This window comes from Flavihumibacter solisilvae (assembly GCF_000814475.1).
GTDB classification, from domain to species: Bacteria; Bacteroidota; Bacteroidia; order Chitinophagales; family Chitinophagaceae; genus Flavihumibacter; species Flavihumibacter solisilvae.
Genome location: NZ_JSVC01000013.1, coordinates 75,230 through 91,487 on the forward strand (window position 1 = coordinate 75,230; position 16,258 = coordinate 91,487).

The window sequence follows — 16,258 nt, forward strand, 5'->3', positions numbered from 1 at the left end:
CTTTCCAAACTATAAAATGTCAACTGCATGGATCGGTTCCAGGGACTAATAGGGATCATGTTGATTCTGGGTATCGCCTATCTTTTTTCCAATAATAAAAAACGAATTAATTACCGGGTAGTTGGCAGCGGCATAACACTGCAGTTGATCATCGCCATTCTTATCCTTAAAGTTCCTGTGGTTACGAGCTTCTTCCAGTTCCTCGGGAAGGGCATGGCAAAGATTGAAATGTTCGCACGCCAGGGTGCATCTTTTGTTTATGGCGGTATCTCAGTTACGCAGTTTGATGGAAGTATCGGTAATTATGTGAACGGCGGGTTCGTGTTTGCATTCAATGTAACAGCAACGATTATACTCGTATGTGTGCTCGTGGCGATCCTGTATCACTTTGGAATTATGCAGCGCGTGGTTGCCGTAATTGCACGTGCCATGAACTGGGTGATGCGGGTAAGTGGTGCAGAGGCATTGAGTAATGTGGCAAGTGCATTCGTGGGACAGGTGGAAGCGCAGGTAATGATCCGACCTTACCTGCAAACCATGACCATGAGCGAACTGCTGGCGAGCATGAGCGGAAGCCTGGCCTGCATCGCAGGTGGGATCCTGGTGGTATATTCCAATATGGGAGCGCAGGCCGGACTGGATCTCGCGCCAAAACTGATCATGGCCAGCCTGATGGCCGCGCCCGGGGCTTTGGTCATCTCAAAAATTGTATTTCCCGAAACCGAAGACAGCCAGACAATGGGAACCGTAAAGCTGGAAGTGAAAAGTCATTATACGAATGTCGTGGATGCGGTATCGCATGGCGCCGGCGATGGGTTTAAGATAGCCATGAATGTGATCGCCATGCTGATCGGGTTTATTGCATTGATTGCGTGCATTGACTGGATGCTCATCAAAATCGGTCACCTGTTCAACCCGGCCTTCGACCTGAGTTTGAATTATATCTTCGGTAAGATCTTTTATCCGTTTGCCTGGTCAATGGGAGTACCCACACAGGATGTGGACAGTGTAGCAACTTTGCTCGGGCAGAAGCTCACCATCAATGAATTCGTTGCCTTTCAGAACCTCACCAATAATTCAGTGCCCGTAGTTTCCGACAAAGGATTATTGATCGTGAGCATTGCGATCTGCGGCTTTGCAAATTTCAGTTCAGTCGGTATGCAGATCGGTGGAATCGGGGAGATCGCACCGGGACGAAGGGCAGACCTGGCGAAGCTTGGATTGAAAGCGCTGTTGTGCGGAACACTGGCGTCGTACCTGAGCGCCACCATAGCGGGAATTTTAATGTAATATTGTAATATGCGGCTCATTCCGCTATGAAAACAATAACTGCACTGGCTGGATTTGCAGTGATCCTTTTGTTTATTCCCCTCAATAATTTTGTATTGAAGATGTTAAGGGTGCGCGGGCAGGTTTGAATTCGCAATGTCGCGATAGATTTTCCAGTTGCCGCTTTCCTGTTTCCATACGACAACATATTTTCCCTTGTCCAGTGATTTGTTGTTTGCACCAATCATTTCATAGGTGCCTGTTTCTGCCAGCAGGTCGGCATTTCCTACCAGGTCTGTAGTAGCAATTTTTAATTCTTTCACGCCGCTGCGAATGGCACCGCCCCACATTGACTGGATGCCAGCACCGGTCTGGGGTTCACTGTTATCAAACATCAGGACGGCATCGGATGAGTAGTGGGTAGCCAATGCTGCTGAGTCGCCTTTTTTTAGGTCTTCCATGAATTTCGCGTTAACACTTTCAACGGCAGAGCGTGCTGCCTGTAAGTCGAAGGCAGGTGGTGCGGTGGTTGCGGCTGAAGTGGTGTCGGTACTTCCTTCGGAATGTTTGCTCTCTGGCTGGCCGCATGAAAATGCCAGTACTGCTATCAGTATGCAGGTAAGATTCTTGCTCATAAAGATGAATTTATTGAGTGATGGATGTCTTGAGCATTTAAACGCAGGGCCGGAAGCCGGTTGAAATTTCAGGAGGTAAAACAGGGGGGAAGGAATACGGCGCTTTCCTAAATGTAATGTTTTTTATTGAAGGGATCAATGGCGAACCAGGGAAATCAATGCGACGATAAGTATAATGAGGAATCCAGCAAACATCAGGCCGGCTATGAATTGCCAGGCATATATCCTCGCAACCTGGGCAAAGGAATTATCGTAAAGGGACGCAAGTATGCTGAGAACTTTCCGGCGGTTACGGTAACGCGTGAATAGAATGACGCGCCCTAAGAAAGAAAGGAATATGTCTCCAAGGAGGGCGGTCAGTAAATCCATATGAAAGTTTATTATTTCCCTTTCGGAATAACAAAAGTAGCTTCAATTTCCAGCAGGATATCTTCCCTGAATAAGCCACTCACTTTTACCAATGTACTTGTGGGTTGTGTATTTGTATTGATGAATTTATCCCTCACGTCCCTGATAGGTTGGATGTCCTGGCCCTGCAGTAAAAAGTAATTTAGCTTCACAAGGTGATCCATATTGCCACCGGCTGCGGTTATGGCATTCTTTATATTCTGGAAGACCTGTTCTGCCTGCCTGCTTATATCACCTTTTCCAACCAGGTTTCCCTGCTCATCCATTGCTACCTGTCCGGATACAATAACCATCCTGCATGTGCCCAGGTCTATTGTTGCGGAATGCGAATAGCCTTTCGGGGGATGTATAGATTTCGGGTTGTCGAATTTCACCAACGGCTCTTGCGCCAGGGCAGGTGTACCAAACAACATGGTAAGTAAAAGTATACTAATGCCGGAGTGCAGATTACCCAGGCCTTTGCTTTTCCTCAGCCAGATCAGATTTGCCACGAGTGCGATGATCAGCAATAGCAGTCCGAGGAACTCCCGCGTTTCTTCGATCCAGGGCTTGGTTGCTTTCATGGACTGAACTATGTTTTCCGCGTCATGGTCGCTCATCCAGCTGATCACACCATTCTTATCAAAGAACAGGAGAAGCGCATACCCGGCATAGGCTATTATTCCACCGATAATCAGTTTCGGGTAATACCGCCTGCGCATCGAGAGGTAACACAATACAGCGCCATACAAATAGATCGGCATCCAGATATACGGATCGGGATCGTTGTATTGCAGTGCAGCGGATAAAACGAAAAGAACGATGAAAAAGATGTTAACGGCCTTCATTACGCAGGAGATTTCCTGCAATGTAATGGTTTAGCGGGTTGCGAGGATTTCCAGGTAGCGTTTACTTTCCGGGATTTCCTTTCTTTCCGTACCCGTGTTGCCTGCGATCTTTACCAGTTGCAGGAAATATGATTTAGCCAGTTGGGTATTACCGGTTTTTTCGGCACAAAGGCCCGCGGCGTATAGGGCATTGAACCTGTTGGGATGTTTCAGGAGATCGGCCTCATAAGCGGCCAGTGCTTCCTGTGGTTTGTTGAGTTGCAGAAGCATATCACCCAGCAGCTCCTTCGCTGGAATTACTTCACCCGGTGTTACGGGGTGTTTTTCAGTTCGGTCTTCCATGTCGGCCGCCTGTTGCATCATAGCCACGGCATCTTCTTTCTTCCCTTCTGTGAGCAGGATCCAGGCTTCGGCGGACTTCGACTGGATATCCACCTGGTTGGCCTTATAATCGTCTTTCTGGCCGGCCAGTTCATCGTGCAGCCTGCTGATCTCCCTGAGCTCGTTCCGGGCTAAATCGGGCTTATTTAAGTGTGCTAACCCCATTGCCCGGGTAAAGTGGATCATGGCTTCCTGCCAGGGGTAGTCTTTCCAGTTGAGGGAAGATGGTTGCGGCTCCATTATTGCAGCTTCCTGCCACTTCCGGTTTTCCAGCAGGTAACGGGCGGGGGAAGCCGCAAATGCATAGGCCACTTTGAAATTTACCGGCTGTACCGCGGTCATCGATTGCAGGTAGTCACAATATTTTTTTGCCGAGTCATTCTGGCCCTTTTGCAGGTAGGCATATACGAGGTAATCGATGCCGTGCAATTCTTCGTCCCAGTGCCCCTTGATGCCTGTTTGCCGGGCATAACACTGGGCTGAAGCCACAGAAGCGAGGTTCGACTGGATGGCTTCATCCCATAGTCCCAGTCGCGTAAAGATATGCGAAGGCATATGCAGGGCGTGGGCCGAAGAAGGCGCAATGGAAGCGTATTTCCTTGCAGCGACAAGAGCCTTGTCGGCAAGTTCGGGGTAATCGTAAGAGTGGATAAGGTAATGCACAATGCCCGGGTGGTTGGGTTGACCGGGATACAATGATTGCAGGATTTGGCCTGCCTTTTTCTGTTTGCTGAAAGTTTTGTCTTTCGGGTCCGCTGCAGCCGTGAGCGCCAGCGCGTAAAAAGCGGCGGCTTCGTGATCGCTCGGGTTATTTACATACACCTGTTCCATTCCCTTCTCAAAATTCAGGCAGCGGGCCAGGTGGCCGGTTTTTTCCCAATCGTTATAATAGGCTGCGATAGCGTCAATGTAATCGGACTCTTTCTTTGACGACTGAAGTGACTGCGCTACTTCGATGGCGCGAGAGCCTTTTTTCAGTTCCGCTTCTGTCGGGGCGGTCCACAATGGATGGAAGTTTGCCATCGCCACTCCCCAGTATGCCATGGCGCAGACCGGGTCCCTGTCAATCACTTTTGCAAATGCTTTTTCCGCTTCATCGTATTCAAAGGAGTGCAGCAGTTTAATGGCAAGGTTGAAATCGTCTTTCACCTCGTCGCTGCATGAGGTGGCGAACTCCGCAGAGCCCAGTTGCATCCCGGGAGCACCACAGGAAATGATTTCGCCGCGTTTCAGGTCGATATCGCTTACTAGTTCTTTTGAAGGAACCCTGCTGGCCTGCTGGCAGCAGGGGAGCAGGACTAAAGCGAGCATTGCAGGCAGTATCCAGTTTCTTTTCATGGCAACAGGTTTTATTGTCAGGGTACGTTGCCTAAAATCCTTTCCAGCTGTATGTGTAAAGATCGGTTTTTCTTTTCACGAGGTAGGATACTTAGATATTCGGAAACGAATAAAGGGGTGACCTGTCGCCGACCAGCCAAAGGTGGCCGAAGGGGTCACGGAAACTGCCCTGTCGATGGCTGCCCCATGGAGCCTGGTGATCACGGATAGGATCGAAACTGCCATCCGCACCTGCCTGTACTGCGCGGTTGATGAATGCATCCGGGTCGTCACAAAAAACTTCGACACGTACCGATGGCATTCCCAGGTTCAGCGGACTGTCCCAGCCATTATTCGCTGGCTCACCGACAAAGAAAGCGGCGCCCTCTATTTCAAGTCCTGCCACCGAGCCCAGGTTCCACATCTCCTTTGCGCCAAGTGCTTCGATGTACCAGCCTACGGCCGCAGGCGCATCCGGTACAGCCAACATCACGGAAATCAAAAATTGCTGCTTTTGATCATTGTTCATAGCGTTGAGTTTATAACCTGCTGAATATCCGGGATGAGTTTAGATGGATCAACATCCGGTTCAATACCAACTGTTACATGGCCGTTTTCCATGGGTAATACAAACGCAAAGAATAGCCCATACCTGATAAGCACATAATCCAGTCCGCCGCAATCGATATTACCCCGCTGGGACAAAAGTTTAATGAGGGTAGGATTGACGATAAGCTCTTCATACTTGTCAGACTCTGAACTGCTTGCGTTTTTTATGCCTTCCCGATCCCAGGTGTTCAGGACGTTCTTTTCATAAACTGCCAGGTACCTGATAGCCGGCGAGATCGCGAATATTTTGTCTTTAAGCGGATGCATAACACAGCACTACGTTAAAATAAAAATTAAAATGTGAAAAGTCAAATATTGTCGTTCAGACACAAATGCAAGTGATCGTTCACGCACTTTTCACTAGTGTTTGTATAGTCATGGCACTAAGGTTTCACTACTCGCGGACTAGTGTTTGTCTAGTGTTTTACGCTTTGGGGACGTACTTTTGGAGTTTCATCATAGCTTCTTCTTAGCTTTATGAAAGCTTCTACCTCTAGTCGGCCCCTGGTTAAGTGTAATTCGTGCCAGGTTTTAACCTGATTCTTGTCGTTCACGCGCTTGTTACGCGTAAATGCCTACCGTTCATGCACAAGCGCCTCGGTAAAATGGCGGAATTTAACCACTATAGCATTTAATTCTTGTCGTTCATGCACACTGTGTTTGTCGTTCGTGAACTTTTCTCCGGGAGTGTCCGGGGATCCTCCGATGTTCCTCCGGGGATTGTCCGAAAAGTCTCCGGGAAAAGCAGGGTAATTGCAGGTAATTGTATCGGGTATTCTCCGTTGTAGACGGTTCCTTCCCGGCTTGTAGCCGGCTACCAGGACTATTGTTTCTTCTTCTCCCGGTAAATATTAGGTGACATTCCCATCAGCTTCGTGAACATCCGGGAAAAATAATAGGGGTCGTTGATACCGAGCTTGTATGATATTTCCTTTACCCGAAGGTCAGTGAACATCAGGTACTGGCAGGCTTTCTGCACTTTAAGGTGATTATAATATTCGATAGGTGAGTAGCCGGTCTTCTTTTTGAACAACGCAGTGAAATGTGAAACGGACAGGTTTACCGATTGGGCGATTTCTTCAACTGTCAGTAACTGATCTGTGTGTTTGGTCATGAATTCAATCGATGACCCGATAATGTTGTTTTTTTTTGTTGTCTCAGTTGGACTCTCCCTTGCAAGAAATGAAGCCAGGTAAGATCCGAAACTGGTGTTGGCAAACCATAAATTCTCAGTGCCATATCCCTTTTCAAGATGCGAATAAATGTTGTTGAACATCCTTGTGCGTTCGTCAGTATAATGGACAAAACTTTTATTGCCGTTTAACTGGTCCAGGAACAGTTCCACGATCTCATCTGACGTTATGCCCTTGAAATGTACCCAGTAGATCGTCCATGGATCAGTCTCATCCGCTGAATAGATATGTTCGCACGACGCCGGGACAATGAAAAAATCGCCCGGACGGATATCATATTCTTTTTTGCAGATTCGGGCCCAGCCCTTTCCTTCCACACAATAGATAAGAATATGCTGATCTGCCCCATTAGGCCTTTCCCGGTAATGGAATTTCGCCTTGGGATAGTAGCCGATATCGGTGATGAACAATGAGCTCAGCAATTTGCTGCCTGCTTCTTTTTGCACGAGGATTTTCCGCGGAATCACAATTGCCTTCTGCCCGTGGAATCCTTCCTTCTTGCGCAGTTTTCCTGACGTCATTCAGATTTTTGCGGAGTAAAATAGTATAATAGTCCATCAAAATCAAAATTTATTCCATTGATTCTGAATTGGTATGAACCTAACTTTCCATTCGGATCACACCAACTACTGCCAAAGTATTTTTAACGACTAAACTGCCATTATGAGAAATCCGCTTAGCATCAAGTTACGCGAGCGATTAATCCTGGTCCTGTTATTATTTTCCGTTTCCTCCTATGCCCAACGGCAGGTATCCGGTACTGTAAAAGACGGCCGGAACCAGCCCATCCAGGGTGCCACGGTAGCTGTGAAAAACAGCAGCATTGCCACAAGCACCAACGTAAACGGTTCATTTACCATCCAGCTCCCCGCCGACAACCGGGTCCTTGTTTTCTCGAGTGTTGGATATAAACCGAGAGAAATCACTGTTGGCAATGAGGCCACCCTGGAGGTTCAGCTCGACATTACTGCCTCTGAAGGGGAATCAGTGGTTGTTGTTGCTTATGGGTCCTCACAAAAAAAGGCCACACTTTCGGGTTCAGTTGCCTCTGTAAAAGGTGAAGAGATCCTCAAGTCACCAACGATCAACGTAACCAATAGTCTTGCAGGAAGGGTGCCGGGTTTAACCGTTATGGCACAGGGTGGAGAACCGGGTAACGACTACTCCACTATATTGGTACGGGGACTCAATACTTTCGGAAATGCTTCGCCTCTATTTGTGATAGATGGGATTCCACTGCAGGGTTCCGACAAGCTGCAGAGAATCGATCCATCTTCCATTGAAAGTATTACTGTTTTAAAAGATGCATCTGCAGCGATCTATGGTTCGCAGGGCGCAAACGGCGTTATACTTGTAACAACCAAAAGAGGTAAAGCAGGTAAGGTATCTGTTTCTGCTTCTTTCAACCTGGGAATTGCCGAACCGACAAAACTCCCCGACCTGCTTAATTCATACGAGATCGCTGTACTTCAAAACGAAATGCTTGCAGCTGATCCGAATACTCCCACGCCTCAATGGCACCCCGGCAAATACAGCGTTTATGAACTTGCCGGTTATCTGAGGAACGACGACCCCTGGCATTATCCAAATACAGATTGGGTAGATGAAACCCTGAAAAAATCTGCACTTCAGCACTATGCAAATGTTACGATGTCTGGCGGTAACGAAAAGATCAGGGGATTGCTTTCAATGGCGGCACGTTCGCAGGACGGGTTCTATCGTAATGGTTCAGGAAAATACCGCCAGTACGACCTGAGGGGAAACATGGATTTCAACCCAACCGAGCACATCGCCTTTTCGTTTGATATCAATGGCCGTCAGGACAGACCCGATTTTCCTATAGCAAATGCAGGAACAACCTTCCACCAGACCATAACGGCGCCGCCCAGCCGAAGGGCGTTCTGGCCTGACGGAACAATGGGACAGCCTACAGATCCCACTGGTAAATCCGGAAGTCCCGTTGCCATCAGTACCCCACTGGGTGGCTACAATCGCGGTGAGAATTATACTGTCAATGGTTCAGCAAGACTCAATATTAAGATCCCCTGGGTCACCGGCCTTTCCGTGACAGCAAGCGGAACAATTGACCGGGTTTTCAATTCAGGAAAGTATTGGTCAATACCTGTTCGCTACTATGAGTGGGATGGCGTATCGACCACTGACCCGGCTTATACCACGCTGACACAGGGCGATGAAGTCAGAACGCTGATCGTCAGCGAAGGCAAAGCAAAGAATTACCTTGTCAACTTCCTGGTAAACTATGAAAAGAGATTTGGGAAACATTTGGTTAAGGCTCTCTATGGATACGAAGAATACGAAAGGTACAATACCTTCTATTCTGTAAAACGCACTGGTTTCGACGCCGACAATCTTGACCAGTTGCGTTTCGGTACAGTAGGCTCTGAAACGATCGAACAGAACAGTCCTGGTGCCACGCGCTGGAAAAACTATCTTGGTAGGTTGAATTATGACTTCAATTCAAAAGTTTTTGCCGAGTTTGTTTTCCGGTACCAGGGTTCTTCGATCTTTCACCCTGATGACAGGTGGGGCTTCTTCCCCGGTGGATCTTTGGCCTACCGGATCTCAGAAGAGAATTTCTGGAAGGACAACCTTTCTTTTATCAATTCTTTCAAGATCCGGGCGTCTTACGGTATAACCGGTAATGACCTGATCGGGCCGTTCCAATATCTTGCGCTCTTCAAACCAGGTATTGCCAGTTATGTAGAGCAGGTCGGACCCAATGGTGCATTGCAATATAACGGTACGCTGGAAGAGTCAGTGGTTCCCAACGAAGGCGTGACATGGGAGACCGGCAAACAACTGGACATCGGGTTCGATGCAGACCTGCTCAATAGCAAACTGAGCATCACTTTCGATTATTTCCGCAATAAGAGAACAGACATCCTCGCCAGGAGAAATGGCGCGATCCCGGGATCTACCGGTCTTACTCCGGCCGATGAAAATATCGGTGAATTCCTGAACCGCGGTTTTGATTTCAACATCATGTACCGCAACAGGGCAGGCAAACTGCGTTATTCAATCGGATTGAATGGATTGTATGCGAAGAACAAACTGCTATATTTTGACGAAGTGGCCGGAAGACCCGAATACCAGCAACAAACAGGTCATCCGTATGGAGCAGGCACGTACTTCAAGACACTTGGCATTTACAGGAGCCAGGAAGACCTGAAAAATCATCCCAACACCCTGGGCGGTGTAGGGCCTGTTTTAGGTGACCTGATTTTTGCAGACATGAATAAGGATGGTGCGATAGACCAGCTCGATATGGTGAGATCAGATAAGACCAGCACACCAGTCTGGAGCGGTGGCCTCAGCACTAATTTCGAGTATGGGAATTTTGACCTGAGCATTCTTTTCCAGGGTGCTGCAGGATCAGAAAGATACCTGCGCCCCACTTTCAGTCTTGGTGGAAACTACCTCCAGTCATTTTATGACAAGCGCTGGACGCCGGAAAATCCAAATGCGGAATTCCCCAGGGCGCATACGAGCCAGTCTGCCTATTGGTCCAATCCTACAGGCATATACAATGACTTCTTCTTACGCAGTACAGATTATATCAGGCTGAAGAACGTTGAGCTTGGTTACAATTTCCCGGTAACTGCGATCGGAAAATTCAGTATTGAAAAGCTTCGGTTATATGTCAGCGCGTTGAACCTGTTCTATTATGCGCCTGGCCTGAAGGACTTTGATACTGACCCGGAGCAAAACATCCGCGACCAGTTCTATGGTGAAGGCTACCCGCTACAGAGGATCATCAATTTTGGAATCAACGTTGGCTTCTAATTAAAAATGAGCGTTCAAATGAAAAAGATCAATATACTAACCGGGTTGTTATGCTGTCTGGCAGTAACGTCCTGTAAAAAAGATTTTCTTGACGGCACAAAGCCGGAAGACAAGATCTCCGGTGCAGATGTATGGAAGAGTCCTGAACTCGCCAGGAAAGTATTGAATGGCGCGTATATGTCATTGCCTGCGGGTCATACTTACTTTATGATGATGTCGGCTACAGATGAAGGTGTGTTCCAATACAATGACCTCGGCACTCCATACACTCATGGCCTTGTAACACCTACTACTCTTGGGGCATTTGACCAGAATAACTGGGCCGTTGGCGCGGCAGACTGGAGCTGGGGTGCCGTTTACAAGAATATCCGCAACATCGATATCGCTTTAGCCAACCTTAACCAGGTACCATTTGCTACCCAGGCGGAGAAAGACGAAGCAATTGCTGATGCCCATTTTTTACGGGGTTTCAGTTATTACCTGTTGCTTGCCCAGTTTGGAGGTGTTCCGCTATATGAAAAGCCTGTGGAATTGGGTGAAGATTACAATAAGCCGCGCAACAGTTTTGAAGAGACTGTGAATTTCATTGTTGCTGACCTCGATAAGGCCATCTCATTGTATGATGCGGGCAAAATTGCTGCTGTCAAGACCAAGGGCGACAAAGGTGTTGCAATGGCGGTAAAGGCCAAGGTTTTATTATATGCAGCCAGTGATCTGCATAACGGCACTAAAAATGGGACTATCACAAGTGGCTATGCCCATCCGGAACTGGTGGGTTATACAGGGGGCGATCCCATTGCCAGGTGGCAGGCTGCCAAGGACGCCGCAAAGGCAGTGATCGATCTCAACAGGTATCACCTGTATACACAGAATGCCGATAAGGTCCGGAATTTCGAGGAGATCTTTGTCAATGGCGGGGATGAATTTATTTTCGTCCGCTACTTCGACAAGAACATCAACTGGTATTGGCAACTTGGGCGTACCCCGTTTTACAATATGACCCCTGGATATGGTGGCTGGGGTGTTAACTCGGTACTGGGCAACCTTGTTGATGCCTTTGAAATGAGTGATGGCTCAAAATTCAGCTGGAGCAATCCTGTACATAAAGCGAACCCATATTCGAACCGCGACCCCCGCCTCACTGCTTCCATTTTATACGAAGGAACGAACTGGTATCCCCGTGCATCGACAGAAAATAAAGTCAGGGTAGGTAACTGGGCAAGCGGCTCCGCACCGGACGCACTGCGAACTAACTACTGGCTCCGGAAATTCAGCGACCTCGCAAAAGGACCGATGGACTATGATAACCAATTTGAAAAATGTCCTGCCTGGCCACGCCTCCGATATGCCGAAGTGTTACTTAATTACGCTGAAGCGTGTATTGAACTTGGACAGGATGCAGAGGCACGCACTTACCTGAACATGATCCGCCAGCGGGCTGGCATGCCTGATATCACCGAATCTGGTGACGCATTGAAAGAAAGGTATCGTAACGAAAGGAGAGTGGAACTCGCATTTGAAGAACATCGCTTCTTTGACGTAAGGAGATGGCTGATCGGAGAAGCTTCTGCGCGGGATGGCTACGGTGTTGACGTAGAATATCCGACCCAGGATTCATACAATAACCCTACGTTCAAAGAAGTGGTTATTGACGGTGGACGTACATGGGCGAACAAAGCTTATTTCATTCCGATCACAACCGATGAGATGAATAAGAACAAATCCCTTATTCAGAACCCGGGTTATTGATCATCGCTTAAATTATAATCATACTACTATGTACATAAAGAATTTTTATACAGGACTGCTGGCTGCCGGCATTTTGCTGATAGCGGGCTGCAAAAAGGATAAGGCAGCCGAAACAACTGTATTCGTAAGTACATCCGATGTAACCGAAATAACATCAGAAACAGCCAAGGCAATTGGAGACGTGGACCTGGTAGGAGTGGAGGATATTACTGAAAGGGGATTTGTCTGGGCTACTTCAGCAATGCCTACAACCGCAAATGAAAAGGTTGCGGCAGGCTCCGGCAAAGGAAATTTCAGCGGCCAGGTTACAGGGCTGACGTCGGGAAATACTTATTACCTGAGAGCCTATGTGATAAATCAAGGAGAGGTATATTATGGCAACCAGGTCCAGTTCGATGCCAGCACCCCGCTTGAACTGATCATTAACGGGGATTTCGCTCTGCCCGACGATGGTGTTAAATACAATCTAATTACTGATATTCCTAACTGGAAATCAGATGAAACGAGCGAAGGACTGAATGGCCGTGAATATGATTACTGGCGCGGCAGCGGAGCTGCTTACGTGAATGACTGGGGTAAAAGCATCTACCAGGTAGTTGGCGATGTTCCATCTTCGAAATCTGATTATGCTATCAGCTTTGATGCAAACTGGTCATGGACCGATTGGGGTGACTATGATCCGACGATCGTGGTTACGTTCAGCGCGTTTACCGGTGATGATCCCACAACCCGTACGGTTATTGGTACAAAAGTGTTCGCAAATGGATATTTTCCCGGATGGCAGGATAACTGGACCAAAAAGACCGGAACTTTCAGCATACCTGCAGGATCTCCGTTTACCGGGCAGAAACTGGTAATTGAATTTGACGTGCCAACCTACGATGATGGCAGTAGCGGATGGGATCCCAACATGTGGTTCAACTTCGATAACGTTAGTGTTATCCAGACCCTTAAATAACTTAACCACCCGTGAGACAAAATGAAGAAGGCGATCAACTGATCGCCTTCTTTTATTTTGGTTGCAACTCTTGTGGTATTAATTTCAGTTGTTGGCCGGGGTTCTCTTTTAACCACCCGACTACATTGTTATATTTCTTCCTGCCCCATTGCACGGGGTAAGTGTTCGATTTGGAATAATACTGGTTGTTGACAAGCCGGAAAGCTGAAACGCCAACTGTAGTATCGGCACTGATCAGGTTTACATCTCCCTTTGTAACGATAATGTTATTGGCAAGGATAACATTCTTAAAATGTGGTCCAAGCAGTGTTATACCTGCCGGCTTTCCATCTACAATCTTACTGTCATCTACATAAATGGAATTGTTATACACCTGTGTATTGGTAACCTGGAATTCTGCAGCTGCACCCCAGATGGTAATACCTCCATACCCGTTCTTCCTGCCGTCATTTACGCTGCTGTTGAAACGGATAATATTGTTGGTGAATGGAAATAATGCACCAAACTCTGCCAGCAAATAGCCTGCGCCTTCATTGTTATAGGAGTTATTGAATTGGAGAATGCAATTTGATGAGCCACCGTCTATGTCAAACCCACCCCCGTCTTTTGTGGCGCCGGCGAAATTATCACGCGAAACGCAGTATTGGATAATGGCATTCCTGCACATCCAGACCCAGATACCAACCGGCCCGCCGGCAGTACAACGGTTGTCTGCGCCATTTTCAAATGCCTCACAGTGCTCGATCACCAATCCGTCAATCATCGCCATTACAATGCCATTCCCGGTATGGCCTTCCGTTTTACTGATGATACCCCGGTTCCTGAATGCCCTGGAGTATGCGACATAAAAATTCCTGTGCTGGAATCCGAGCTGGCTCCCGTACGAACTGATGCCGCCATTCCCGTTTTCACTGGCATTGCTGTGGGTAATGCGTACGTTGTCATATCCTTTCCAGGAACTGTCGGCATTGGCACCGATTACTATTCCATAATGGCTAAAGCCCCTTGTTTCGCAACCTGTGATTTCGACATTCTTCGGAGCTCGAAGCGAATCGTTCGCAAAAAAGTGAATTCCGCTGCCCTTGTTAGTGTTGACACCCGATCCTTCAAAAATCAGGGAAACGATTTTAATGAATGAAGTGTTTACCGCCAGCAATCCTTCACCCTCACCGGCATCTACAATCGCTTTGCCTTTTCCGAAACTGATTAGCACGACCGGCTTTTCAACTGAGCCGTTGTCGTCTGAGCTTAATTTGATGGTGCCTGCAAACCGGGAGCCTCCTTCGAGAAAGAGGCTATCCCCGGGCTTGAAATCGTATGAGTTGATCTTTTCTATTGTACGCCATGCCGAACTGGCAGAAAGACCGTCATTGCTGTCCTTGCCGGTCGCTGAAACATAATAACTCTTCGACTGGCCATACATCCTGCCGCCGGATAGCAAGGCAATACTGAATATTATCAGGAAGGATTTTTTTTTCATTGTACAGGATCGTTTAGTTGCTCCGGCTTAATGCTGATGCCCATTTTTTTCCAGGAGGGAACCAGGTAGCTATCCAGGGATTTTGTGAATCGTTCGAAGTTCTTCTGTTCCTGTTTCGTCCAGGCGACTTCAGCCATTGCGGCTACCCGGGGATAGATGAGGTAGTTCATCCGCTCAACTGTGGGAATCCACTCACCCCACATTTGGGTACCGATGCCCAGGATCTTATGTCGTTGATCTGCTGGCAGGCTTGCAGGTATGGGATTGAATCGGTATGCTTTTGAAAGTGGTGTGTGCTTGTAATCGTAGTCAAGGTATGTGTTGTCCCAATAGGCATTCACCACATCGTGCCCTTTCATGACTGCCTGGGTAACGATCTCGGGGTTGCCTGTCCAGAACTGGATAATGGTGTTCTGCGACAGTTTATCTTTTGTTGAAGCGTCTGTACTGTCATTGTTGCCATGGAGGCCGCCAAGGATATCATTCCACCCGATCATCCGGTGTCCTTTTTGTTCAAGGTAACGGGAGATGCCATTGGTGAAATCGATCTGCAGGTCAGCCGGCGTTTTGATATGATTTTCCTTCATGTATTGCGCAACCTCCCCTGATGCTTTCCATTGGTCATAGATGACTTCGTCTCCACCTATATGCACAATATTGGAAGGGAACAGTTTCATCACTTCATCGAGTACGTCGTGCAGGAATGCTTTTACTTTCGGGTTGGCGACATTGAAAATATCTTTCTTGATGCCGAAGCTTATAGGCACTTCAATCGGCTTGTTCTCTGTTCCCAGCCAGGGGTAGGAGGCAATAGCCGCGCTGGCATGTCCCGGCATTTCAATTTCCGGTATAATGGTGATGTGCCTGTCAGCCGCGTATTTTACAAGGCCTTTGATCTGCTCCTGTGTATAGAATCCTTCATGTGGGATGCTGTCAAACACATTGCTCAACCAGGTCCCGGTTTCAGACATCCGTCTTTTACTTCCGATCCTGGTCAGTTCGGGGTATTTTTTTATTTCAACCCGCCATCCACCGTCATCTGTCAGGTGCCAGTGGAATACATTCATCTTCAGTAAGGCCATCTGGTCGAAGATCTGCTTCACTTCGTTCTCACCTTTAAAATACCGGCCTTCATCGAGCATGAATGCGCGCCATTTGAATGCAGGCGCATCATTAATAGTCACGCAGGGTATCTGCCCGTTTTTGATCAGTTGCCTCAGGCTTTGAATCCCATAAAAAACCCCGGCCGCACTGTTGCCCGTGACCTTTATGTTACTGTTTGTTACTGACAACGCGTATGCTTCAGAATTTTGCGTCGCCCCGGCTGCCGTGTTAAGCTCAAGTTGGATATTACCCGCATTTGATTTACTGCTTTGTGGCTTTGCAACCTGCAGGCTCAATTGATGTTCTTCCTTAAGTAATTGTTGCAGGTACTTTGCTTCATTATTCAGCCTTGCCGGGTGGGTAATCCTCGTGTTCGCAGTTAGTGTGAAATGACCGACACCAGCAACGGTTTCGGCAGGATACGGAATGATGGTACTTTCCTGGGCAAAGATCGTTTGACCGGTTAGTACTGTGAATAGAAATAGAAACGATCGTTTAATTTTCTGGTTCTGCATGTTGTTCGG

General features: G+C 47.7%; 13 protein-coding genes. 4 read left to right on the forward strand and 9 right to left on the reverse strand.

The genetic code is table 11. From position 1 onward, the window contains the following. Window positions 1-27: 27 nt before the first annotated feature. Window positions 28-1,290, forward strand: a complete 1,263-nt coding sequence (locus OI18_RS11880) for a NupC/NupG family nucleoside CNT transporter (protein WP_039140086.1) — start codon at window positions 28-30, stop codon at window positions 1,288-1,290. A 104-nt stretch (window positions 1,291-1,394) separates the two neighbouring features. On the opposite strand, the gene OI18_RS11885 is transcribed toward OI18_RS11880, so the two are convergent. From OI18_RS11885 to OI18_RS11915, 7 genes are all read right to left on the reverse strand, one after another. Further along, window positions 1,395-1,904: a YybH family protein gene (locus OI18_RS11885; protein WP_039140087.1), complete on the reverse strand. Its 510-nt coding sequence runs from the start codon at window positions 1,902-1,904 to the stop codon at window positions 1,395-1,397. A gap of 135 nt (window positions 1,905-2,039) precedes the next feature. Continuing rightward, a complete protein-coding gene (locus tag OI18_RS24545) occupies window positions 2,040-2,273 on the reverse strand; it encodes a hypothetical protein (protein ID WP_152616808.1) in 234 nt (77 codons plus the stop codon). Window positions 2,274-2,284: 11 nt separating this feature from the next. Further along, window positions 2,285-3,139: a transmembrane 220 family protein gene (locus OI18_RS11890; protein ID WP_152616809.1), complete on the reverse strand. Its 855-nt coding sequence runs from the start codon at window positions 3,137-3,139 to the stop codon at window positions 2,285-2,287. 30 nt (window positions 3,140-3,169) lie between these two features. Continuing rightward, window positions 3,170-4,858: a tetratricopeptide repeat protein gene (locus OI18_RS11900; protein ID WP_039140088.1), complete on the reverse strand. Its 1,689-nt coding sequence runs from the start codon at window positions 4,856-4,858 to the stop codon at window positions 3,170-3,172. A 91-nt stretch (window positions 4,859-4,949) separates the two neighbouring features. Then, the gene (locus tag OI18_RS11905) at window positions 4,950-5,366 is read right to left on the reverse strand and encodes a VOC family protein (RefSeq protein WP_052273136.1); all 417 of its coding nucleotides are present in this window, start codon (window positions 5,364-5,366) and stop codon (window positions 4,950-4,952) included. Further along, the gene (locus OI18_RS11910; RefSeq protein ID WP_052273137.1) at window positions 5,363-5,713 is read right to left on the reverse strand and encodes a hypothetical protein; all 351 of its coding nucleotides are present in this window, start codon (window positions 5,711-5,713) and stop codon (window positions 5,363-5,365) included. Before OI18_RS11910 ends, OI18_RS11905 begins: the two co-directional genes overlap by 4 nt. Before the next feature lie 556 nt (window positions 5,714-6,269). Further along, a complete protein-coding gene (locus tag OI18_RS11915; RefSeq protein WP_039140090.1) occupies window positions 6,270-7,160 on the reverse strand; it encodes an AraC family transcriptional regulator in 891 nt (296 codons plus the stop codon). Between the two features lie 142 nt (window positions 7,161-7,302). Here OI18_RS11915 and OI18_RS11920 point away from each other — a divergent pair, with 142 nt between their 5' ends. The 3 genes from OI18_RS11920 to OI18_RS11930 are packed head-to-tail and all read left to right on the forward strand — an operon-like array spanning window position 7,303 to window position 13,150. Continuing rightward, window positions 7,303-10,443 (forward strand): SusC/RagA family TonB-linked outer membrane protein, encoded by a 3,141-nt coding sequence (locus tag OI18_RS11920; RefSeq protein ID WP_039140091.1) that lies wholly within the window; start codon window positions 7,303-7,305, stop codon window positions 10,441-10,443. Between the two features lie 18 nt (window positions 10,444-10,461). Beyond that, window positions 10,462-12,192 carry a RagB/SusD family nutrient uptake outer membrane protein gene (locus OI18_RS11925; protein WP_039140238.1) on the forward strand — a complete coding sequence of 577 codons (1,731 nt, stop codon included), beginning with the start codon at window positions 10,462-10,464 and terminating at the stop codon, window positions 12,190-12,192. A 28-nt stretch (window positions 12,193-12,220) separates the two neighbouring features. Next, window positions 12,221-13,150 (forward strand): hypothetical protein, encoded by a 930-nt coding sequence (locus OI18_RS11930; RefSeq protein WP_039140092.1) that lies wholly within the window; start codon window positions 12,221-12,223, stop codon window positions 13,148-13,150. Between the two features lie 52 nt (window positions 13,151-13,202). Here the strand turns inward: OI18_RS11930 and OI18_RS23775 are convergent, their stop codons facing one another. Continuing rightward, complete coding sequence (locus tag OI18_RS23775) at window positions 13,203-14,630, reverse strand: right-handed parallel beta-helix repeat-containing protein (protein ID WP_052273139.1); 1,428 nt, start codon at window positions 14,628-14,630, stop codon at window positions 13,203-13,205. Beyond that, entirely contained in the window at window positions 14,627-16,249 is a 1,623-nt protein-coding gene (locus OI18_RS11940; RefSeq protein ID WP_160290226.1) for a beta-N-acetylhexosaminidase, read from the reverse strand. Before OI18_RS11940 ends, OI18_RS23775 begins: the two co-directional genes overlap by 4 nt. Window positions 16,250-16,258 lie beyond the last annotated feature (9 nt).

Coding starts and splice junctions, on each gene's coding strand:
- OI18_RS11880 (WP_039140086.1), top strand. CDS start 28: ATGGATCGGTTCCAGGGACTAATAGGGATCATGTTGATTCTGGGTATC.
- OI18_RS11885 (WP_039140087.1), bottom strand. CDS start 1,904: ATGAGCAAGAATCTTACCTGCATACTGATAGCAGTACTGGCATTTTCA.
- OI18_RS24545 (WP_152616808.1), bottom strand. CDS start 2,273: ATGGATTTACTGACCGCCCTCCTTGGAGACATATTCCTTTCTTTCTTA.
- OI18_RS11890 (WP_152616809.1), bottom strand. CDS start 3,139: ATGAAGGCCGTTAACATCTTTTTCATCGTTCTTTTCGTTTTATCCGCT.
- OI18_RS11900 (WP_039140088.1), bottom strand. CDS start 4,858: ATGAAAAGAAACTGGATACTGCCTGCAATGCTCGCTTTAGTCCTGCTC.
- OI18_RS11905 (WP_052273136.1), bottom strand. CDS start 5,366: ATGAACAATGATCAAAAGCAGCAATTTTTGATTTCCGTGATGTTGGCT.
- OI18_RS11910 (WP_052273137.1), bottom strand. CDS start 5,713: ATGCATCCGCTTAAAGACAAAATATTCGCGATCTCGCCGGCTATCAGG.
- OI18_RS11915 (WP_039140090.1), bottom strand. CDS start 7,160: ATGACGTCAGGAAAACTGCGCAAGAAGGAAGGATTCCACGGGCAGAAG.
- OI18_RS11920 (WP_039140091.1), top strand. CDS start 7,303: ATGAGAAATCCGCTTAGCATCAAGTTACGCGAGCGATTAATCCTGGTC.
- OI18_RS11925 (WP_039140238.1), top strand. CDS start 10,462: ATGAAAAAGATCAATATACTAACCGGGTTGTTATGCTGTCTGGCAGTA.
- OI18_RS11930 (WP_039140092.1), top strand. CDS start 12,221: ATGTACATAAAGAATTTTTATACAGGACTGCTGGCTGCCGGCATTTTG.
- OI18_RS23775 (WP_052273139.1), bottom strand. CDS start 14,630: ATGAAAAAAAAATCCTTCCTGATAATATTCAGTATTGCCTTGCTATCC.
- OI18_RS11940 (WP_160290226.1), bottom strand. CDS start 16,249: ATGCAGAACCAGAAAATTAAACGATCGTTTCTATTTCTATTCACAGTA.